Annotated in this window: 18 protein-coding genes and 1 riboswitch; of the genes, 9 read left to right on the plus strand and 9 right to left on the minus strand. The window is 70.7% G+C overall.

Translation table 11 applies throughout. The annotated features are described in order from the left end of the window. Positions 1 to 128: 128 nt before the first annotated feature. Complete coding sequence (locus tag AB5J50_RS30765) at positions 129 to 1337, plus strand: hypothetical protein (RefSeq protein ID WP_369261398.1); 1209 nt, start codon at positions 129 to 131, stop codon at positions 1335 to 1337. Between the two features lie 563 nt (positions 1338 to 1900). On the opposite strand, the gene AB5J50_RS30770 is transcribed toward AB5J50_RS30765, so the two are convergent. Next, a complete protein-coding gene (locus AB5J50_RS30770) occupies positions 1901 to 2185 on the minus strand; it encodes a chorismate mutase (protein WP_327431083.1) in 285 nt (94 codons plus the stop codon). Positions 2186 to 2787: 602 nt separating this feature from the next. Between AB5J50_RS30770 and guaA the strand changes: the two genes are divergently transcribed. After that, the gene (gene guaA / locus AB5J50_RS30775) at positions 2788 to 4374 is read left to right on the plus strand and encodes a glutamine-hydrolyzing GMP synthase (protein WP_369261399.1); all 1587 of its coding nucleotides are present in this window, start codon (positions 2788 to 2790) and stop codon (positions 4372 to 4374) included. Positions 4375 to 4384: 10 nt separating this feature from the next. On the opposite strand, the gene AB5J50_RS30780 is transcribed toward guaA, so the two are convergent. After that, positions 4385 to 4858, minus strand: a complete 474-nt coding sequence (locus AB5J50_RS30780; protein WP_369261400.1) for a pyridoxamine 5'-phosphate oxidase family protein — start codon at positions 4856 to 4858, stop codon at positions 4385 to 4387. Positions 4859 to 4923: 65 nt separating this feature from the next. Then, positions 4924 to 5442 (minus strand): hypothetical protein, encoded by a 519-nt coding sequence (locus tag AB5J50_RS30785; RefSeq protein ID WP_369261401.1) that lies wholly within the window; start codon positions 5440 to 5442, stop codon positions 4924 to 4926. A gap of 167 nt (positions 5443 to 5609) precedes the next feature. On the opposite strand from AB5J50_RS30785, the gene AB5J50_RS30790 reads away from it, so the two are divergent. Then, positions 5610 to 6404, plus strand: a complete 795-nt coding sequence (locus tag AB5J50_RS30790; protein WP_369261402.1) for a class II aldolase/adducin family protein — start codon at positions 5610 to 5612, stop codon at positions 6402 to 6404. 16 nt (positions 6405 to 6420) lie between these two features. Here AB5J50_RS30790 and AB5J50_RS30795 read toward each other — a convergent pair whose 3' ends face one another. Continuing rightward, positions 6421 to 7302 (minus strand): DUF4429 domain-containing protein, encoded by an 882-nt coding sequence (locus tag AB5J50_RS30795; protein WP_369261403.1) that lies wholly within the window; start codon positions 7300 to 7302, stop codon positions 6421 to 6423. A 198-nt stretch (positions 7303 to 7500) separates the two neighbouring features. Here AB5J50_RS30795 and AB5J50_RS30800 point away from each other — a divergent pair, with 198 nt between their 5' ends. After that, on the plus strand, positions 7501 to 8814 hold the full coding sequence (locus tag AB5J50_RS30800) for a hypothetical protein (RefSeq protein ID WP_369261404.1): 1314 nt from the start codon (positions 7501 to 7503) through the stop codon (positions 8812 to 8814). A gap of 678 nt (positions 8815 to 9492) precedes the next feature. Further along, positions 9493 to 10023: a DoxX family membrane protein gene (locus tag AB5J50_RS30805; protein ID WP_369261405.1), complete on the plus strand. Its 531-nt coding sequence runs from the start codon at positions 9493 to 9495 to the stop codon at positions 10021 to 10023. A gap of 83 nt (positions 10024 to 10106) precedes the next feature. Here AB5J50_RS30805 and AB5J50_RS30810 read toward each other — a convergent pair whose 3' ends face one another. Further along, the gene (locus AB5J50_RS30810) at positions 10107 to 10331 is read right to left on the minus strand and encodes a hypothetical protein (RefSeq protein WP_369261406.1); all 225 of its coding nucleotides are present in this window, start codon (positions 10329 to 10331) and stop codon (positions 10107 to 10109) included. Next, on the minus strand, positions 10318 to 11757 hold the full coding sequence (locus AB5J50_RS30815) for a PspC domain-containing protein (protein WP_369261407.1): 1440 nt from the start codon (positions 11755 to 11757) through the stop codon (positions 10318 to 10320). Before AB5J50_RS30815 ends, AB5J50_RS30810 begins: the two co-directional genes overlap by 14 nt. A 183-nt stretch (positions 11758 to 11940) precedes the next feature. Here AB5J50_RS30815 and AB5J50_RS30820 point away from each other — a divergent pair, with 183 nt between their 5' ends. Both AB5J50_RS30820 and AB5J50_RS30825 read left to right on the plus strand, forming a co-directional pair. After that, positions 11941 to 13266, plus strand: coding sequence for a PspC domain-containing protein (locus AB5J50_RS30820; RefSeq protein ID WP_369261408.1), 1326 nt, complete (start codon positions 11941 to 11943; stop codon positions 13264 to 13266). Further along, positions 13263 to 14036: a response regulator transcription factor gene (locus tag AB5J50_RS30825; protein WP_327431094.1), complete on the plus strand. Its 774-nt coding sequence runs from the start codon at positions 13263 to 13265 to the stop codon at positions 14034 to 14036. Before AB5J50_RS30820 ends, AB5J50_RS30825 begins: the two co-directional genes overlap by 4 nt. Positions 14037 to 14040: 4 nt before the next feature. On the opposite strand, the gene AB5J50_RS30830 is transcribed toward AB5J50_RS30825, so the two are convergent. Then, the gene (locus AB5J50_RS30830; protein ID WP_369261409.1) at positions 14041 to 15114 is read right to left on the minus strand and encodes an NlpC/P60 family protein; all 1074 of its coding nucleotides are present in this window, start codon (positions 15112 to 15114) and stop codon (positions 14041 to 14043) included. A gap of 395 nt (positions 15115 to 15509) precedes the next feature. Here AB5J50_RS30830 and AB5J50_RS30835 point away from each other — a divergent pair, with 395 nt between their 5' ends. Continuing rightward, positions 15510 to 15863 (plus strand): hypothetical protein, encoded by a 354-nt coding sequence (locus tag AB5J50_RS30835; RefSeq protein ID WP_330306794.1) that lies wholly within the window; start codon positions 15510 to 15512, stop codon positions 15861 to 15863. Here the strand turns inward: AB5J50_RS30835 and AB5J50_RS30840 are convergent. Both AB5J50_RS30840 and AB5J50_RS30845 read right to left on the minus strand, forming a co-directional pair. Further along, a complete protein-coding gene (locus AB5J50_RS30840) occupies positions 15841 to 16818 on the minus strand; it encodes a tellurite resistance/C4-dicarboxylate transporter family protein (RefSeq protein ID WP_369261410.1) in 978 nt (325 codons plus the stop codon). The genes AB5J50_RS30835 and AB5J50_RS30840 overlap by 23 nt on opposite strands. 97 nt (positions 16819 to 16915) lie before the next feature. After that, entirely contained in the window at positions 16916 to 18082 is a 1167-nt protein-coding gene (locus tag AB5J50_RS30845; protein ID WP_369261411.1) for an NlpC/P60 family protein, read from the minus strand. Positions 18083 to 18089: 7 nt separating this feature from the next. Continuing rightward, a riboswitch (cyclic di-AMP (ydaO/yuaA leader) is annotated at positions 18090 to 18263 on the minus strand. A gap of 256 nt (positions 18264 to 18519) precedes the next feature. Between AB5J50_RS30845 and AB5J50_RS30850 the strand changes: the two genes are divergently transcribed. Continuing rightward, positions 18520 to 19602, plus strand: a complete 1083-nt coding sequence (locus AB5J50_RS30850) for a ScyD/ScyE family protein (protein WP_369261412.1) — start codon at positions 18520 to 18522, stop codon at positions 19600 to 19602. The last annotated feature ends 59 nt before the right edge of the window (positions 19603 to 19661 follow it).

Consider the following 19661-nt stretch of genomic DNA (forward strand, 5'->3'; position numbering starts at 1 on the left):
GTGGCCGGTGGTTCAGCAGGTGTGACCCATGGATGCTGTGAATGGTTGTCCGTCCTCTCACAGAATTTTTATGTGGGCTGAGTCACACCCAGGTGCTGCTTGTGCAAGGGCTTTCGATCCACTTAGAAATGTCCCTCGTGTCTGACAAGCAGCCCGAGCAGCCCGAGCAGTCCGAAGGGCCGGGGGAACCCGAGCCGCCCTCTGTCCCTGACGACGTGTGGGAGCGCTTCGCGCGCGACACCGAACGCGACATCCGTACGTCGGCGCCGAAGGAGCCGTCCGCGCGGGCGCGCATGGTGACCGAGCGGCTGCGGCAGGAGGAAGCGCGGGGCGCTCAGCCGGAGAGCTGGCGGGCGGCCCCCGCATGGCGCGAAATGAACGGTCGCGCGGCTCGGCGCCGCCGCCTGTGGGCGATCATCGGCGTACCGCTCGCGGCAGCCGTCGCGGTGGTGGCGATGAAGCCGTCGCTGCTGCCCGGCGATCCCTTCGGCACGTCGTCCGACGGGCCCACGGCCGCCGCCACGCTGCCCGCCGAAACCGCACCCCCGACCGCTGCGCCCTCCTCCGTGGCGCCCGACACACCCACCCTGGACAGGCCGTTCGCCGGATCGCCCGCCGAGCGCTGGGCCGACGGCGCGGCCGGCATCGTCGTACCCGAGGTCACGCCGGTCGGTTCACTCACGCGGGCCCAGGTGGCCACCGCCCTGCGGCAGACGAAGACCCTTCTCGTCGACGCGAACCTCAACCCCACGACCCTGCGCGGCGAACGCCCCGAGGCCGCACTCGGCACGCTCGACCCGAAGCAGCCCAAGATGCTCGACGATGCGCGGAGCTGGCTGCGCGAGCCCGGCAAGGGGCATGATCCGCTGTCGCTGTTCAGCCGGTTCGATCCCGAGGAGACGCGGCTGGTCGGCGATGTGGTCAAGACCCGCGGCCGTATGACGTTCAAGGCGGGCGAGCACGCGTCCGTCGCCATCCACGTCGACTACACCTTCGTCTATCCGGTGGCCCCCGCCGACCAGGGCTCGGACCAGAGCTCGGACCAGGGCTCTGACGGCGGTTCGACCGAGGTGACCCGCACCATCGTGCGCCGCGTCCTCGACCTGGAGGTCTCCGACCCGACGAAGTACCGGGTCACCCCCGGCAAGTTGTCGGTCGTCCGGTACGACGAGGATCTCGCCAACTCGGCCTGCGCCGTCTACGACGGCTTCCTGCACCCGCAGTTCCCCTCGGCCGCCCCCACCGGAGCGGCCCCGACCGGTCCGACCACCGACCCGTACGACCGGAGCCGCGACATCCAGCATTCCGGGACCTGCGGCACGGTGTCCCGCACCTGAATCGTTCGGCGAGGAGCGAGAGCGAGCGAGGGCATGACGAAGGGCCCCGCAGGACGGATCTGCGGGGCCCTTCTTTCGTCAGCACCGACGTCAGGGCAGCGCCGGTGCCTGGGGGCGGCGCCGGGGGGTTGCGCCGCTGGTTCGGGTGGCCTCCGGTCGTGCGCCCCGGCGCACAGGGGCGCGCACGTGGTGTCGACCATTGGCAGTGAACTTGGGCTGTTCTCGCATCGTGCTGGATGGGCGACGGCCTCCGCAACCGTCGCGACCACCTCTGAACAGATTCCGCCGGTCGGCCCCGGGCGTCCCCGGAGCCGGCCGTTCTCTTGAGTGACCGGGCTGCTGTCCCCTGCCGTCCGGTCACACCCTGGAGCGAGGTCCCACGACGCACAGCACGATCTGTACGTCTCATCGCTCCAGCGGAGCCAGCCACGCGTGGTTCTTTCGGGCCCGCCCCTGGCTGACACGGACACCGGGACCAACGAAGCCCGCGGGGGCCCGGTCACGCGCCGTACGGGTGAGACGGGATGCGTACGTGCGTACGCCATGCACGTTCCGCACGGGGTTCAGATGCGGCCGCGGCACAGCTCCAGCAGCGTCATGGCCAGCGCGGTGCCCGGCTTGCCCAGCGCGTCGCTGAAGTGGCCGAGGACCTCCATCTCGCGGGACAGGTTCACGCGACGGCCACCGGACTCGATCCGGGCCTTCTGGATCACCGCCGAGACGGCCATCCGTTCCTGTACGAGGCCGATGATGCGGTCGTCGAGGGCGTCGATGCGTTCGCGGGCGCCGGTGATCACGTCGGCGGCCTCGTCGGTGCGGGCGCCGGTCTTGTCGAGTACGTCGGCCATGGTGGGGCTCCTCTGGTTTCTCGGAAGGGGTGCCCCGGAGCGGCAGGGCCCGGAAACGGCAGACGCCCCGGGCCTTGTCGGCCCGGGGCGCCTGGGAAGTCGCTTGTCAGTTGCTCAAGCAGCACGACCATGGCAGCCGGTGGGCCGGTTGCCATAGGTAAACAGGAAGGTCGTGTGCGTGAGCATGGGGGCAGTATGCCCGGGTGGGCGTGCCGGGACCAGGTTGGTTCGGATGGTGAGACTCGGGTGCCCAGCCATGCGTTTCTCCGCCCCTTCGACCCCGGGATGGGTTGTGGGTCGGGTGCGGGTGGGTGGGGGCTGGTCCAAAAGATTGCGCAGTTCCCCGCGCCCCTTAAAGGCGGGGGCGGGCGGGGGATCGCGGGGCGAAGCCCCGCGCCTCAGGGGCGCGGGGAACTGCGCGAGCAACCCCCACCGGCCCGCAGCCGACGAACTACGCAGGGGGGCCTGGGGGCGCAGCCCCCAGGTACGGGATGGGACGGGTAGGGGCGGCGGGGGCGAAAAACCTCGGCGTAGGCACGTCCGTGCCAGCCCCCGGTAGAATCGGCAACACAGACCCCTCGCTCACCGCCGGAAGGCAACCCGTGTCATCAGCGACCCCCGCTGCCGCCACCCCCGACACCGTCCTGGTCGTCGACTTCGGTGCGCAGTACGCCCAGCTCATCGCCCGCCGAGTCCGCGAGGCCCGGGTGTACAGCGAGATCGTGCCGAGCACCATGCCGGTCGCGGAGATGCTCGCCAAGAACCCGGCGGCGATCATCCTCTCCGGCGGCCCCTCGTCGGTGTACGCGGAGAGCGCCCCCCGCCTCGACCGCGAGCTCTTCGAGTCCGGCGTCCCCGTCTTCGGCATGTGCTACGGCTTCCAGCTGATGGCGACGACCCTCGGCGGCACCGTCGACAACACGGGCGCCCGCGAGTACGGCCGTACGCCGCTGCATGTCTCCAGGTCGTCCTCCACCCTCTTCGAGGGCACCCCGGACGAGCAGTCGGTGTGGATGTCCCACGGCGACGCCTGCTCCGCCGCCCCCGAGGGCTTCACCGTCACGGCCTCCACGGACGTCGTCCCGGTCGCGGCCTTCGAGAACGACGAGAAGAAGCTGTACGGGGTCCAGTACCACCCCGAGGTCATGCACTCCACGCACGGCCAGCAGGTGCTGGAGCACTTCCTGTACCGGGGCGCGGGCCTCAAGCCCAACTGGACCACCGGCAACGTCATCGACGAGCAGGTCGCCCTCATCCGCGAGCAGGTCGGCACCAAGCGCGCCATCTGCGGCCTCTCCGGCGGCGTGGACTCCGCTGTCGCCGCCGCCCTTGTCGCCAAGGCCATCGGCTCCCAGCTCACCTGCGTGTACGTCGACCACGGTCTGATGCGCAAGGGCGAGAGCGAGCAGGTCGAGAAGGACTTCGTGGCCGCGACCGGCGTACAGCTGAAGGTCGTGGACGCGGAGGAGCGCTTCCTCACCGCGCTGGCCGGGGTCTCCGACCCCGAGGAGAAGCGGAAGATCATCGGCCGGGAGTTCATCCGGGTCTTCGAGCAGGCGCAGGCGGAGATCATCGCCGAGGCCGCGGAGGGCGAGGACGTCGCCTTCCTCGTCCAGGGCACCCTCTACCCGGACGTGGTCGAGTCCGGTGGCGGCACCGGCACCGCCAACATCAAGTCCCACCACAACGTGGGCGGCCTCCCCGAGGACCTCGAGTTCGAGCTCGTCGAGCCGCTGCGCAAGCTGTTCAAGGACGAGGTCCGGATGGTCGGCCAGGAGCTCGGCCTGCCGGACGAGATCGTCCAGCGCCAGCCTTTCCCGGGCCCCGGCCTCGGCATCCGCATCGTCGGTGAAGTGACCAAGGAGCGGCTCGACCTGCTCCGCGACGCCGACGCCATCGCCCGCGAGGAGCTGACGGCCGCCGGTCTCGACCGTGACATCTGGCAGTGCCCGGTGGTCCTGCTCGCGGACGTCCGCAGCGTGGGCGTCCAGGGCGACGGCCGGACGTACGGCCACCCGATCGTGCTCCGTCCGGTGTCGAGCGAGGACGCCATGACGGCCGACTGGTCGCGGCTGCCGTACGAGGTGCTCGCCAAGATCTCGACCCGCATCACGAACGAGGTCGCGGACGTCAACCGGGTTGTCCTCGACGTGACGTCGAAGCCGCCGGGCACCATCGAGTGGGAGTAGTCCCCACGCTTCAGGTCCGCCTGAGAGTCCGCACCGGCTCTCCGGGCTGCCAGATCTCGACGACCAGATACGTGTCGTCCTCGACGTAGGTCCGTACGACCTCCGTCAGCTCGGTGCGGAAGAGGTGGAACGGCTCCGGCGGTTCCACCTCTTTCACGTACGCGGCCTTCGTGGCTGAGTCCTCGACCTCGATGGCCCGCCCGCTGATCCGGACATCGCCTCCCGCCATCTCCGTGCCCGGCCCTGGGTTGGCCTGGAGCGCGAAGCGCGGGTCGCGGCGCAGGTCGAGCGCCTTGAGAGAGTTCGGCATCATGCCGAGCCAGAGCTCGCCGTGCAGGAAACGGACTTCGAGGCCGGTGGTCCGCGGTGAACCGTCCTTGCGGAGGGTCGCGAGGACATGGTGGGTGAAGGTTCCGAAGCGGTCCTCGACCTTCTTGGCGAGGTCCGGTTCGGCGGTGGTGAAGGCTGCCCAGTTCGACGTCATACGGGAAGTGTGGCGTGGATACCCGACACCTACTGTCTGGTTTCCTGGGCCGCGGTCACCTCGGTTCAGACTGCCGCGTGGACACGGCGGGCGAGTCTCCGGCGGCGGACGACCTCCAGATACAGGAAGCCCACGAACATGGCTTCCAAGGCGGCGAAGCCGGCGAGCGCCGCCCGCCAACTGGAGACGAGAAGGAACAGACCCGCGAAGAGGGCGCAGGCAGTCATGATCACCAACCGGGCTCGCACGCTCAGATCCTCGGCGAGGGCGTCGAGCTCGATCCGATCCCTGAGCAACCGGACCGCCGGTGCCGCCTCCGGCAGCGGTCTGAGGGTGCCGGGGCGCAGTCCGGGGACCGAGGCGGAGTCGGGCGGTCGCGTGTCGGCGTGCTCGGTGCGTACGAGGTGGATCTGTAGCGCCCGGCCCACCCCGTGCGCCTCCGCGTACCGGAATCCGTGCTGCTCGGCGACGTACGCGAGCACGGCGAGCCGGCGCGGGGAGCCGCCGACATCGCTGAGGACGACGAAGTCCCGCTCCGCGAGCTGCCGGAGCAGGGCGAGGATCCGCCGCTCTGCGCGGTTCATGCGTGCCTCCTGGGTTTCACCGGGTCGTCGCAGGCATCGACTCATCCAGGCAGACAAGTGACCCCTGGCCACGGTTGTGCTCATCTCTTCACCGAACTGCTCTGTTCTCCTGCGCTGACCGGGGGTAACTTCCGCTCCGTACCGAATCCGCCAGTGCTGGAGGACACATGCACGGGCCCACCCCGCCGCTGCCCCTGCCCACCGACCAGCTGCGGTTCGCCATGCCGCCGATGCACGAGTCGCCGGAGGACGAGCGGCGGCATCGCAAGGAACGGCTGGCCGGAGCGCTGCGGCTCTTCGGGCGGCTCGGATTCGAGGACGGGGTCTCCGGGCACATCACGGCGCGCGACCCCGAATACAGCGACTGCTTCTGGGTGAACCCCTTCGGGATGCCGTTCAAGCACGTCACCGTGAGCGACCTGGTCATGGCCAACGAGGACGGGCAGGTGATCGAGGGCCGCTACCACGTGAACCAGGCGGCGTTCACCGTGCACGCCCAGGTGCACGCCGCCCGCCCCGATGTCGTCGCCGTCGTCCACTGCCACTCCGTGCACGGCCGCGCCCTGTCCGCGCTCGGCGACCTGCTCGACCCGATCACCCAGGAGAGCTGCGCCTTCTACGAGGACCACGCGCTGTACGACGTGTACAGCGGCGTCGCCGTCGACGCCGAGGAGGGCCGCCGGATCGCCACCGCGCTCGACACCCGCAAGGCGCTGGTGCTGCGCAACCATGGGCTGCTGACGGTCGGCGACTCCGTGGACGCCGCCGCCTGGTGGTTCCTGTCCATGGAGCGGTCGAGCCAGGTCCAGCTCACCGCGAAGGCCGCCGGGCGACCGATCCTCATCGACCACAAGCAGGCGGTCGCGACCCGCGAACAGCTCGGCGGCGACCTGGTGGCGTGGATCAACTACCAGCCGCTGTGGCAGGACATCAGCCGCAGCGAACCGGATCTGCTGTCCTGAGGGGCTGTCCTGAGGGCTAGAAGCCGCGCAGTACCGCCGCCTTCGTCGCCGCGAACTCCTCGTCCGTCAGTACGCCGTCGCGGTGCAGTTCGCCCAACTCCCGCAGACGGCGCAGGAGTACGTCGTGATGGTCGGACTGCGGTGGCACGGCGGACGCGAGCTGGGGGCGGTCCACGTACTCGCCGGTGCGGATGGACGGATGCGGCAGGCGCGCGGTCACCGCGGCGGCGACCAGCGCCGTGAGGAGATCGCGGCGGGCGCTGCCCCACAGGTCGAGGGCGTACGGGTCCTTCTCGGGCGGCAGTTTGGAGAACACCGTCTCGCGCGTCACAAAGCGCAGAAAGCCGTCCTCGTAACCGGAGTTGGGCAGCCACTCGACCTGTACGAGGTCGCCCACGGCGATGATCCGCGGCCCCGTCGCCCGCTTGACCCGGTCGGAGGTGTCCGCCCAGTCGATCCGCACCTGTGTACCGTCGAACGAGACCGTGCCGTCGCTGGAACGGACCGACACGGGGACGGGCGGCCCGGCGAGGAGGTAGGTCTTCGCGGGTTCCTTGGGAATCTGGTCCAGGAGCAGCGCGCGGCGGATCTCCTCGGCGACGTACTCCGCGACCCCGGAACGGTCGATGTCGACGTGGAGTTTGTAGGGGTCCGCCGACTCGGGCAGCCGGCCGCCGGTCGCCTGCAACAGCGGGTCGGCGCCCTCGCGGAGCCTGAGGCGCAGACGGCCGCGCTTGCGTTCGGGTTCGTAGACGATGCCTGAAACCGCCTCCAGGGGGATGGCGATCTCTCCGTACGTCTGCCGGAACAGCGGCACGGAGCGGTGGAGTCCCGGCGTGATCCTGACCGTGCTGCCGTCGAAGGCCCAGGTCCCGTCGCGCTGGATGATCTCGGCCATAGGGAAATTCTCGCAGCCGGGTCAACACGGGGTAAGCGCACTTCACCCGCCTGACCAGACCTGGCGGATGCGGGCGGTGATTCGTACGGCACAATTCGCTGTCATCGCGAGGCAGTTGTAAGGCAGTTGTACGGCAGTCAGGCGTACGGAACGTCTGGCCGCACGGTGTTTTCTGGCGCGGGGAAGGCGGCAGCGGGCGTGGCGGTGCAGGAGGCGAGACACGGCGAGGGGCGCGGTGCCGGGCAGGGCGCGGGGCCGGGTAGGGGCCAGGGTGCGCACGAGGGTGGCTGCACGTGCGGGGACTGCCCGCACGGGGCACGTGCGGGGCACCGGCGTGCGGTCGCCGAATTCCTCGCGAAACGCGACGAGTTGGCGTCCGGACAGGGGCTGCCCGCCGGCGTCGCACACTCGGCGTCCGCGTCCCGGCAGTGGGTCTCCGACGAGCTGACACAGTCCGCGGACCTTGTCGCCGAGCGCGGGCGGGTCGACGGCGAGGCGTGGCTGGGGCGGCTCTGGCGGTACACCGCGTGCGCCGTCTGGGGCGGCGCTGTGACCCTGCTGCTGGTGCAGGCGCTCACCGCGATCGGGGCGGGGTGGACGGCCGCGCGGACGGCCGGGCTGCTCGCCGCGCTGGTCCTGGCCGGACTGCTGACCGGGGCGGCCTGGCTGCACCGGGCCCGTGGTGGGGCCCTCGCCCCGGTCATCGGCGAGGACAACCGGCTCTCCACCTCCCGTGCGGTGGCCGCCGGCTGGGTCCTGTTCGTGGTGTACGCGGTGCTCGTGCTGGTCGGGCAGCTCGCGGCGGCCTCCGCGCATCGCTCGCGCGACGAGCTGATCGCGGGGCTCGAACTTGCCCGGGGTGCCGGTGTGGTGACCGTCGTCGCCGTGGTGTGCGGGATTGCGGTGCTGGTGCGGAGGGTGGTGGGGCTGCGGGTGCTGGGGCAGCGCCTGCAGAAGGTACGCGCGGACCGGCCGCGCGCCGCCGATCTGCTGACCGACGACTCCGGGCGGGGCAGCTTCGCCGACATCCAGTACGTCGTGATCTGCGCCGTCGCCCTTGTCTTCGCGGCGGTACGGCTGGCTCGGCGGCCCTCGCAGCTGCCGGATCTGCCGTGGGGGCTGGCGCTGCTGGTACTGGTGTCGGCCGCGACGTACCTCGCCGGGAAGTACGCCGAGGGCGGGCGTCCTGTGATCCTCTCCGTCGTCCGCTCCCGCGAGGCGGGGGACCTGGACGCGCCGATCCGCACCGGCGACGACATCGAGATCCGGGGCGCCGGGTTCGTGCCGCCCGGCGCGACGACGGCCGACCGGTTGTCACGGATGGTCGTCCGGATCGGGGCGGTGCACGTGCATGTGCCGTTGGTGCCGGTGGCCGGGGGGTTCAGCAACCCTACGGATGCGGTGCTGACGGTGCCTGTGCCGGTGGATGTGGAGCCGGGGCGGGTGGAGGTGCAGGTGGTCACGGCGGCCGGGGTCGAGACGAACCGGTGCGTGATCGATGTGACGGACTGACGTGCCGGGTGTGGGTGTGGGGGCGGGTGCGGGTGCGTTGTGGGGCGGGGCCGTACCGGTACGTCCAGCCCGTCGCCGGTGGGCATTACTGCCTGCTGCCATGGCATGAACTTGTCCATAACCCCGTAAGCGACGGGCTGGACGTACCGGCACGGCCCCTTCGGTGAGTCGCCGACTGCGAGTGCCTGTCGGTTGGGGGTGGGTGGGGGCTGTGCGTCGGCTGCGCCGCCGTCCCGGGTGAGGGGGCGTCGTGCGTTGCCGGGTGCGCCGCCGTCTCGGTTGGGGGTGGGTGGGGCCCCGTGCGTTGCCGTGTCGGCAGGGGGTGGCTCGCGAAGTTGCCCGTGATCCTTCGGGCTCGCTTGGTGGCTGGGCGGTGCCGCCTGCTTTTGCTTTTAGGGGCGCGGGGAACTGCGCGACCAGCCCCCACTGCCCCGCAGACGACGAACAACCCCGGTCTTTTCAGGGGCGCGGGGAACTGCGCAATCTTTTGGGGGTCTGGGGGCGGAGCCCCCGGGAAGGGATGGGACGGGTAGGGGCGGCGGGGGCGAAGAACGTCTTTGGGGTGGTTGGGCCGAAGCCAGGAAAAAACGGGCTCCGAGGATTGAGCGGAGGTCGGCTGTCGTACGTATGGTCTGTTTGAGGGGTCAACGGCACGCGGGTGAGAGGCGGCGGAGAGCGATGACTCACGGTATGCGGACGGACACTCACTCCCCCTACCTCGACGAGGGGGGCGACTGGCGGGACACCGCCACCCGCTACGCCCTGCTACCCCTCCGCGTCTTCCTCGGCGTCACCTTCATCTACGCCGGCCTGGACAAACTCACCAACAGCGCCTTCATGCACGACTCAGGATCGGGCTCGATCGGGGACCTGATGCGCAGCGTGCGCAACTCCTCGGCGATCCCGGCACTGGTCGACCTGGCCCTGAAGAACCCCGTCGGCTTCGGCTACGCCATCGCCCTCGGCGAACTGGCCGTCGGCATCGGCACCCTGCTCGGCCTGCTGGCCCGCCTCGCCGCACTGGGCGGAGCACTCATCTCCCTCAGCCTGTGGCTGACGGTGAGTTGGGCCTCCGACCCGTACTACTACGGCAATGACCTCGCCTATCTGATGGCATGGCTTCCTCTCGTCCTCGCGGGTGCCTCGGTCTTCTCCCTGGACGCGGCCCTGCGCGCCCGGCGCGGCCAGCGCGCCGGGGGCTATCGCTAGGGCCTGTCCGGCGGATCATGCCGCAGACGCCTGGGCTTATGAGGCGCCGCTGCTCTCCTGCGACCTGATCCGCCGGACAGGCCCTAGACGCTGACGTCGGGTCGGCTGGGTTCGGCGCGGCGTCTGCGGACGGCGTGGGTGACGAGTGCCACCGCGCCTGCCAGACAGAGGCCGCCCGTGACGACGGGGATCACCACGAACCACGGGGTGTCCCAGGCGTCCCCCGCGTCACCGGCGTAGATGACGCCCGTGAGGGTGAGGAAGAAGCCCGCGACCAGCTTTCCCGGCTGGAACTCATGACGTAGCACGGGTCACCTCCGCCTGTCCCACGCCGACCTGGAGGTCGAGCTCGAGGGTGCCGCCGTTCTTGTCGCCTGTCGTGGGCGACAGGGTCACCTGCTTGTGCTTGCCCGGTTCCACGTCCACGTCCTTCTTGCCGTCGCCCGGCAGCTGGATGTCTCCGACGCCCACCTCGATGTTCAGCTTCACGGTCGCGTCGTTGGGGATGATCACCTTCAGCTGGCCCGCACCCACCTCCGCGTTCGTCTTCACCGTCTGGCCCTTGGTGAGGTTCAGGTGGGTGAGGTCCAGAGTGCCGACGCCCGTGCCGAGGTCGTAGCTCTTCTGTACGTCGGCCGTGGCCGTGGGCGTCCAATCCGTCCGTATCCAGTGGGTGCTGATGTCCTTCGGGAGGGCCGCGGAGGCGGCGAGCAGGGCCGCCGTGAGTACGGCGAGGAAGATCAAGCCCGCGCCCGTGCGTCCCAGGAACGAGCTGATCGCTATGCCCAGGCCGAACACGATCAGCGCGCAGGCCAGGCCGGTCTGCAGGCTGGTGCCGAGCGCGTGGTCGTTCCAGGTGAGACCGGTGCCGAGGCCGCCCGCGAGGAGCGCGAACAGGAAGACCCGGCCGCCGATCCAGCGGGGGCCGCGCGGCTTCGGCTCGCGCGTGGTGCGTATGTCCGGGCGGGACGTGCCGCGGGCGATGTTGACCGCTGCCGCGACATCCCGGTCCCGCGCGTCCTGCGGGCCCCACAGATAGCCGGTGCCGCCCACATGCGATCCGTCCTTGACGATCGGGTCGCGCCACCAGGAGGGGTAGGAGGCGGGCACGGGCGGCGCCTGCGCCTCGGGCGGGGCGTCGGCGACGGCCTGGGCGGCGAGGGGGTCGGGGTCGGGGGTGCCGCGCTGCTGCGACCAGTACCCCGCGCCCGCCAGGAGGAGGGAGAGGACGACGGCGAAGGTCAGCACCCCTCCGTTCTTGAGCATGGAGAGGAACACTCCGCAGCCGACGAGCGCGAAGAGAACGGCCGTCAGTGCCTGGCCGTCCACGCGGCCGGTGAGCAGCTTGCGTACCTGGTTCTCCTCCTCGTCGTCGTACGGGACGAACAGCCACACGAAGCCGTAGAAGATGAGGCCGATGCCGCCGGTCGCGGCGAGCACCGCGAGGACGATCCGGAAGATCACCGGGTCCATGTCGCACTGCCGGCCGAGACCGGCGCACACCCCGCCCAGGATCTTCTGCCGAGGGTCGCGCCGGAACTTGCGCGGGACGTCGGGCTGGAGCGGGGCGGTGGGCTCGGCCGGGTCCTCGTGCGCGCGCGGCTCCTCACCTTTGGCACCCTCGGCAGGGCCCGGTGCGGGCGGCACGGCGTCCCGCGGCCCGGTGCCCGGTGGTGGGGCGCCCGGGCCGGGGCCGGGGTCCGGCTCCGCTGCCGCGTGCTGCTGATCTGTCATGCGTCCATGGTGACGGGCGGGAAGGCGTGACGGCAGTCGGGATGACCCTGGCCGAACCCTGATATCGGCCCTGATGGGGGTGGAGGGGGGATGGAGACGGGGAGGGGAACTGTCGATCGTCGGCTTCCCGCGGATCCCTCGCCGGAATTTCGAAGATCAGGGGCGTCTCGGGGGTCGACCCTGATGCCCGGGCCCGCCAGGCGTGTGAACATCGATGGCATGCCGGAAGCCGCAGTCATGCCCCTCGACGACCCGCGGCCCCCGCGCAAGCTCTACCGCAGCAGCGACGGACGCTGGCTCGGGGGCGTGGCGCGAGGGCTCGCCGGGCATCTCGGGCTGCCGGTGATCTGGGTGCGGCTCGTGTTCGTCGGACTGTTCATGGCGGACGGGCTGGGGGCGCTGCTGTATGCCGCGTTCTGGTTCTTCGTGCCGCTCGGCGTCGGCGGCGTCGGCTCCGGGCGTACGCCGGCCTTCACCACGGAGACCGCTCCGGACGGCCGCCGCAGACTCGTGGCCCGCAAGCCGGACAAGGGCCAGATCGTCGCGCTGCTGCTCATGGTCGTCGTGGCCATGGTCTTCGTCGGCAATGTGAACCTCGGCGGGGGAGCCAAGGCGTATCTGTGGCCGACGGTCCTCGTCGGCGCGGGCGTCGCCCTGGTCTGGCGCCAGGCGGACAACGCGCGGCGGGCCCGCTGGGTGGAGGTCGGCCGCCGCCGCCGTACGATCACGCTGCTGCGTTCCGCCGCGGGCGTGCTGCTGGTCACCGCGGGCGTCTCCGGGATATTCGTCCTCCAGGGCTCCGCCGCCCACCTCGGCTCCGTCCTGCAAGCGGCGCTCGCCGTGCTCGTCGGTATAGCGCTCCTCGCCGGCCCCTACCTCGTCCGCATGACCCAGGACCTCTCCGAGGAGCGCCTCATGCGTATCCGCGCCCAGGAGCGGGCCGAGGTCGCCGCCCACGTCCACGACTCCGTGCTGCACACCCTGACCCTGATCCAGCGCAACGCGGACAATGGCAACGAGGTACGGCGGCTGGCCCGAGCCCAGGAGCGCGACCTGCGCGCCTGGCTCTACAAGCCGGAGGGTACGGGCAAGGACGAGGCCGACGAGCCCGACACCCTCGCCGAGGCGGTCCGGCGGTATGCCGCTGAGGTCGAGGACAAGCACGGTGTCCCCCTGGAGGTCGTCATCGTCGGCGACTGCCCGCTCGACGAGGGCCTGACCGCACAGATGCAGGCCGCGCGGGAAGCGATGGTGAACGCGGCCAAGTACGGTGGCGAGGGCGGCGCCGTACAGGTCTACGCCGAAGTCGAGGGCAGGACGGTCTTCGTGTCCGTCCGCGACCGCGGCCCCGGCTTCGATTTCGACGCGATACCCGCCGACCGCATGGGCGTTAGAGAATCGATCATCGGCCGCATGGAGCGCAACGGCGGCACGGCGCGACTGCGCGCGGTGCCGGACGGCGGCACGGAGGTCGAGCTGGAGATGGAGAGGGCGGAGAAGACGTCATGAGCGACGCGAACGGGCCTGTGGAGTCCGGCAGTTCTGCTGAGGAGACCCCTTCGGCCGCCGCATCCGGAGAGGCCGCGGGCGCGGCCGATTCGGCCGGCGCCGGAGGCGGGCGTCGGGTGCGCGTCGTGCTCGTCGACGACCACCGAATGTTCCGTACGGGCGTGCGGGCCGAGATCGGGCAGACCGAGCGGACCGGCGTCGAGGTGGTCGGCGAGGCAGCCGACGTCGACCAGGCGGTCACGGTCATCACGGCCACCCGGCCCGAGGTCGTCCTGCTCGACGTCCATCTGCCGGGCGGCGGCGGCGTCGAAGTGCTGCGCCGCTGTGCCCCGTTGATGGCCGACGCCGAGCAGCCGGTCCGCTTCCTCGCGCTGTCCGTGTCGGACGCGGCGGAGGACGTCATCGGGGTGATCCGCGGCGGCGCCCGGGGGTACGTCACCAAGACGATCACCGGCACGGACCTCGTGGACTCCGTCTTCCGAGTCCAGGACGGCGACGCGGTCTTCTCGCCCCGCCTCGCCGGGTTCGTCCTGGACGCGTTCGCCTCGACCGACGCCCCGCCCGTCGATGAAGACCTCGACCGCCTCACCCAGCGCGAGCGCGAGGTCCTGCGCCTCATCGCCCGCGGGTACGCGTACAAGGAGATCGCCAAGCAGCTGTTCATCTCCGTCAAGACGGTGGAGTCCCATGTCTCGGCGGTCCTCAGGAAGCTCCAGCTCTCGAACCGGCACGAGCTGACCCGCTGGGCCACGGCACGACGGCTCGTCTAGCCGCTCACGCCACCCGAGTGGCCCCCGCGAACGGCATCTCGTCGATCGGCGCCACGCGCACCGGCGCCGTCGGGTTCGGGGCGTGGATCATCATGCCGTTGCCCACGTAGATGCCGACGTGGCTGATGCCGGAGTAGAAGAACACCAGGTCGCCCGGGAGGAGTTCGGAGCGCGAGACGCGGCGTCCGGCATCGATCTGGGCGTAGGTCGTCCGGGGCAGCGACATGCCCGCCGAGCGGTACGCGGCCTGCGTGAGGCCCGAGCAGTCGAAGGCGTCGGGGCCCGTGGCGCCCCAGACATAGGGGCTGCCGAGTTTCGCGTAGGCGTAGGAAACGGCCGCTGCCGCACGGGAGTTGGGGGCCGCGACGGTACCGGACGACGACACCGGGTCCAGGTCCCGGGCCGACGAGCGCGAGGCGCGCTGCCCACCGCCACCGGCCCCGCCGGTCTCCCCGAGCCGCGCGCGCTGGTCGGGGCTGAGCTGGGACAACAGCAGCCGTGCCGCGTCGAGTTTTCCGTTGATCGTCTTCTTGTGCCGCTTCAGCTCGGCCTGCCGCGACTTGAGCGAGGCGAGTTCCACGTGCGCGGCGCCGCGCAACTGCTCGATCTCCCGCAGCTGTTTGCGTACGCGGCCCACGGCTGCCGCCTGCCGGCTGCCCGCCCGCTCGGCGAACGCGGCCCCGTCCAGGTACTGGTCGGGATCGTCGGAGAGCGCGAGCTGCAGCGCGGGGTCGAGGCCGCCGCTGCGGTACTGCGCCGCCGCTATCGAACCCAGTGCGTCCCGCGCCGAGTTGAGCCGGTCCTCCTTGCGTGCGGCCTCGTCGCGCAGCGTGTTCAGCCGCTCCTCCGCCTTGTCGGCCTTCTCCTTGGCGCCGTTGTACTTCTCGGTGGCGACCTCCGCCTCCTCGTACAACTTGTCGACCTTGGCCTTCACCTGTGCCGGAGACAGCTGCGGTTCGGCGTGCCCGGTCCCGTCGAAGCCGGTCGCCGTCGCCGCGCCCGCGAGGGCGATCGTGGCGGCTGTGCGGGCCGTGTTTCCGCCGAGCGAGCGCGGTTTGGGCTTGCGGTGCGCTGCCACGAGGGCCCACATCCTTCGGTACGACCGCGAGGGGAGCGCGGTTTAGGTGACGCGTCCGGCGGCGGCCCACACAGGGGGAGCGAGCCGCCGCCGGACCTTCTCGGCGGTGGTGGCCGGCTGCCGCCCCTGGCCCGGGCGGCGGTGGGGAGCCGGTCACCTGGTGGAGGACGCTAAACCTGGGAGTGAGGCGTTGGTAACGCCATGTGCGGAACTGTCGCCACTGGATCGGCCAGTGACCGTATGTGACCGTGATCCCCGCCTGGCGTCGCCGACTTCACGCAGTGCGATGACCGATGCCGCGAATCCGGGGAAACCGGGGTTGCCCGGGTGCTAGGGGTTACAAGGGGTGGGCCGGTGACAAGGGGGACTCGGGCGTCCGATTAGGCTCCGGCGTCATGGACGTACTCATCCATCTCTTCGTCGGCCTGCACATCATCGGCATCGCCTCGCTTCTCGGCGGCTTCCTCACCCAGATGAAGGCGATGGGCCAGGGCACCGCCCGCTTCGTCCCCGCGATGCTGCATGGCGCGCTGACCATGCTGGTCACGGGCGTCGTACTGGTCGGCCTCAACCAGGCCGACGACAACACGGTCAACACCATCAAGATCGGCGTGAAGCTGGCCCTGCTGATCGTGATCCTCGGGCTCGTCTATGTGAAGCGGGACGACGAGAAGGTGGACAAGGGCCTCTTCGGGCTCGTCGGGCTGCTGACCACCGCGAACATCTTCATCGCGGTGCTCTGGACCTGATGGCCACGGCGGACGACCGCACGGCTCCCGCCGCGACGGCCAGCCACGCCGCCACCGCGATCCACAGCAGCACCTGCCCCGGCCCCTTGAGCCAGGGGACGTCGAGGGCGGTCGCGACCGACAGGGTCGCCACCGCCGTCATCCCCATCGGGAAGACGGACGCCCAGCGCCGTACGTCGTGCTGGGGTCTACGCCACACCAGCTCCGCGACGGCGAGGACGCAGTACCAGGCGAGGTCGAGCACCAGCAGCGCGACGGTCACGGCGCGCAGGACGCCCTGGTCGTCGTTGTTCCACAGGTACGGGTTCACGTGGCGCGCGGCGATGAGCTTGGCCCCGGTCAGCGCCGAGATGGCGAGCGCGCCGCCCGCGACCCAGTGGTCCCCGGCGCCCCGGGCCACCTCCCTGAGGTCGAAGTGCGCGAGCGCCACCCCGTAGAGGGCGATCCCGAGCCAGAACAGCACCAGCGCCGTATGCGCGAGCCACTCCGGGCCCACGGCCGCGGCGAGCGTGGCGCCCAGCACCGCGAGCCCCTGCGTGGCCACACACACGAGGAACACGACTCCCGTCATACGGCGCTTCCAGTGCCGTATGACGTTGAGGAGCAGCACCGGCCAGAGGACGGCCGACAGCGCGAGCAGGGCCTCGGCCGGCCCCTGCCACCCCAGTGCTGACAGCCCCGTACCGAGCACGGTGGTCGCCGCGACGGCGGTGAGCCCGGCCGGTGTGCCCGCCTCCTCCACCCACCGCTCCCGCTCCCGCACCAGCCGGACGACGAAGTCCGCGGCGAGCGCGAGCCAGCCGGCGGACGTCAGGGCCAGCGCGATGCGGGACAGGGTCTCGTAGCCGGTCAGATGCAGCCCGACCGAGATGATGCCGGTGGCCATGACGGCGGCACCGGCGGCGGGCGGCCGCTGGGCCCACCAGGTGCGGAGCGGGGAGACGGCTGCTGGCATGGGGCCGATGCTAGGGATCTTCGGGCCGGTTGCCCGCGGGGCACGCGCGCGCGTGGCCGATGACAAGCCTCACGCGCGCGTGGCCCGCAAGAACGCGTTACGCAGGACGCACCACGCTGTGGATGATCGAGGTCCCGCCGTAGTAGATCGACTCCTCGCGGACGTACGCACCCGGCTTCGGCGCGTGGATCATCATGCCGTTGCCGATGTAGAGACCCACATGGCTGACGTCGTCGTAGAAGAAGACCAGGTCGCCGGGCTGGGCGTCGGAGAGGGAGACCGTCGTGCCTGCGTTCACCTGGTCGGTTGTGACGCGCGGCAGTGTGACGCCGGCGGCCTTCCAGGCGGCCTGGGTGAGTCCGGAGCAGTCGTACGAGCCGGGGCCCGTCGCGCCCCAGACGTACGGCTTGCCGATCTGGGCGCGGGCGAAGGCGATGGCCTTGGCGGCCTTGGTGGCGTACGAGGAGTCGGTGGTGGTCGAGCTCGACGAACCGGTCGAGGTGCTCGACGACGACTCCTGCTGGGCCGCCTTCTCGGCCGCCGCCTTCGCCGCGGCCGCCTGCTGCTGTGCCAGCTCGGCCGCTTTGCGGTCGGCCTCCTCCTGCTTCTTCTTCTCGATCGCCGCGAGCCGCGCCTTCTCCTGGGCGGTCAGATCCGAGAGCAGTTCGCGGGCCGCGGAGAGCTTCTTCTGAACGTCTGCCTTGGACGTCTTGAGCGCGCTCTGCGAGGTGGTCAGCGTCTGCAGGCTCTTGGAGGCCTCCGCGCGCTTCTTCGTGGTGGCGGCCTGCTCCGTGATGTAGTCGTCGACGGCCGCCTTCTGGCGGGTGGTCAGACGGCTCATCAGCTGGGTCTGGTCGAAGTAGTCCTGCGGGTCGTCGGCGAGCAGGAGGGTCGCGGTGTCGGGGGCGGAGGCCCCGGTGCGGTACTGCGCCGCCGCGAACGAACCCAGCTCCTCGCGCGAGGTGTTGAGCTTCTCGGTGCGCTTGGCGACGTCGTCGAGGAGCCTGTCGACCTTCTTGCGCTGCTTGGAGGTCTTCTCCTTCGCCGCGTTGTACTTCTCGGTGGCCGACTCGGCCTGGTGGTAAAGGTCGTTGACCTTCTTCTCGACTTCTTCGAGGCTCGGCCTGGGCTCGGCCGAGGGCGCGGCGTTCGCCGTCTGGGAGAGCAGGGCCACCGAGGTGAGCGCCGCCGTCGCCAGGGCGGCGGGGGTCCGTATGCCTGCTACGCGCGTACCCGTAGGACGCGGTGTGCGATGCGACGCCAAGAGAGGCGACTCCTTCCGTCATCCGCCTACCGAGTTAGCTGTCGGGTTCGGGCGGGTGGTTCCGGAAGGTTTGCCCTACGGTCCTTGCCCCACAAGGCAGGTGGACCGATTCACCCCAAGGTCGGTTGGGTCCCCGGCTCCGGCTGCCGCGAGGGCGCGCCGAACTCGGCGGAGGCCGCACGGCCCGGCGATGTTCGCCGGTGCGGGTCGAACGGCCTGCCCGGCACGCTAGCCAACTCGTGTGGCCCGTGTGAAGTTTGATGTGCGATATGCCCGATACATTTTCGTGACCTTTGCCCTGGGCGTCACCCCGCGCGGTCAATCCGGAGTGATCTGTGGTGACTTGTCAGGAGTGGCGTCGTCCGCCCCGTTCCGGGCGCTACCTTCCAGCCAGTCACGGTCGGATGCCGTGGGGGTGGGTAAAGGGGGGTATGGCCATGAGGAAGCGCAAGGCATTCGTCGTCGCCACGGGAGTCGCTCTCGCAGTCACGGGAGCCGTCGCGCCCGCGAGCGCCACCGGCGGGCACGCCGCGGGCAAGCCCGTCGTCCGCGTCATCGCGACGGGCCTCGACAATCCGCGCCAGCTCTCGTACGACAACGGGCAGCTGTACGTCGCCGAGGCCGGCCGGGGCGGCAAGAAGTGCCTCGGCGGCGGGCCTGAGAGCGACGAGACCTGCATCGGCACCACGGCCGCCGTAACCAAGGTCTTCTGGGACGGCGGCGCCTGGAAGCACTACCGGGTGGTGGACGGGCTGCCCTCGGGCGCCGCCAAGGACGGTGGCTTCGCGACCGGCCTGGACGGCGTCTCCGCACTGAACGGCAGCGTCTGGGGCGTCGAGACCTGGGCCCCGCCCGAGGCCGGGGTGCCCACGGGCCCGCCCTGGAACAAGCTCGGCAAGCTGCTCTGCGTCGCCCCCGGCAAGGCGACGATCGCCGCCGACATCTCCGCCGTCGAGCTCAGGTACAACCCGCACAAGACGGCCGTCGACTCCAACCCGTACGCCGTTCTCGCGCTCGCGGACGGCCGCAAGATCGTCGCCGACGCGGCCGGGAACGACCTGGTGGCCGTCTCGCCCGACGGCAAGGCCCGCCCGTTCACCGTCTTCCCGGACCACGACAAGCACGAGTCGGTCCCGACCTCGCTGGCCCTCGGCCCCGACGGCAGCCTCTATGCAGGCGAGCTGAACGGCGAGGCCACCAAGCCCACCGCCCGCGTCTGGAAGGTCGACCCGGCCACCGGAAAGATCCTCGGCTGGAAGAGCGGCTTCGGATCGATCACCGGCATCGCCTTCAACCGGAGCGGCGATCTGTACGTCAGCCAACTGTTCGCGAGCCTGGTGACCAAGGTCGCACACGGGAAACGTACGAATGTGCGGGTGCCGTTCCCGGCGGGCGTGGCCGTGGACCCGTACGACGGCAAGGTCTATGTCTCGGCCTGGTCGATCGCCGACCGTAACGGAACGGTGCTGGAGGGCAAGAAGACGCCGGGCGGACAGCTCTGGAAGATCCTGGGCTTCTGAGCCGCGTCACCACTTCCGGTCGAGTTTTCAGGGTGGCGGCGGGCTGTCAGTGGGGCGGC

Origin of the sequence: Streptomyces sp. R35, assembly GCF_041053035.1 — a bacterium.
GTDB lineage: Bacteria > Actinomycetota > Actinomycetes > Streptomycetales > Streptomycetaceae > Streptomyces > Streptomyces lutosisoli.

What these genes read in the sequence shown, in the direction of transcription:
- AB5J50_RS30765 (WP_369261398.1), top strand. Translation starts at nt 129, where the DNA reads ATGTCCCTCGTGTCTGACAAGCAGCCCGAGCAGCCCGAGCAGTCCGAA.
- AB5J50_RS30770 (WP_327431083.1), bottom strand. Translation starts at nt 2,185, where the DNA reads ATGGCCGACGTACTCGACAAGACCGGCGCCCGCACCGACGAGGCCGCC.
- AB5J50_RS30780 (WP_369261400.1), bottom strand. Translation starts at nt 4,858, where the DNA reads ATGACGTCGAACTGGGCAGCCTTCACCACCGCCGAACCGGACCTCGCC.
- AB5J50_RS30785 (WP_369261401.1), bottom strand. Translation starts at nt 5,442, where the DNA reads ATGAACCGCGCAGAGCGGCGGATCCTCGCCCTGCTCCGGCAGCTCGCG.
- AB5J50_RS30790 (WP_369261402.1), top strand. Translation starts at nt 5,610, where the DNA reads ATGCACGGGCCCACCCCGCCGCTGCCCCTGCCCACCGACCAGCTGCGG.
- AB5J50_RS30795 (WP_369261403.1), bottom strand. Translation starts at nt 7,302, where the DNA reads ATGGCCGAGATCATCCAGCGCGACGGGACCTGGGCCTTCGACGGCAGC.
- AB5J50_RS30805 (WP_369261405.1), top strand. Translation starts at nt 9,493, where the DNA reads ATGACTCACGGTATGCGGACGGACACTCACTCCCCCTACCTCGACGAG.
- AB5J50_RS30815 (WP_369261407.1), bottom strand. Translation starts at nt 11,757, where the DNA reads ATGACAGATCAGCAGCACGCGGCAGCGGAGCCGGACCCCGGCCCCGGC.
- AB5J50_RS30820 (WP_369261408.1), top strand. Translation starts at nt 11,941, where the DNA reads ATGCCCGGGCCCGCCAGGCGTGTGAACATCGATGGCATGCCGGAAGCC.
- AB5J50_RS30825 (WP_327431094.1), top strand. Translation starts at nt 13,263, where the DNA reads ATGAGCGACGCGAACGGGCCTGTGGAGTCCGGCAGTTCTGCTGAGGAG.
- AB5J50_RS30835 (WP_330306794.1), top strand. Translation starts at nt 15,510, where the DNA reads ATGGACGTACTCATCCATCTCTTCGTCGGCCTGCACATCATCGGCATC.
- AB5J50_RS30840 (WP_369261410.1), bottom strand. Translation starts at nt 16,818, where the DNA reads ATGCCAGCAGCCGTCTCCCCGCTCCGCACCTGGTGGGCCCAGCGGCCG.
- AB5J50_RS30850 (WP_369261412.1), top strand. Translation starts at nt 18,520, where the DNA reads ATGAGGAAGCGCAAGGCATTCGTCGTCGCCACGGGAGTCGCTCTCGCA.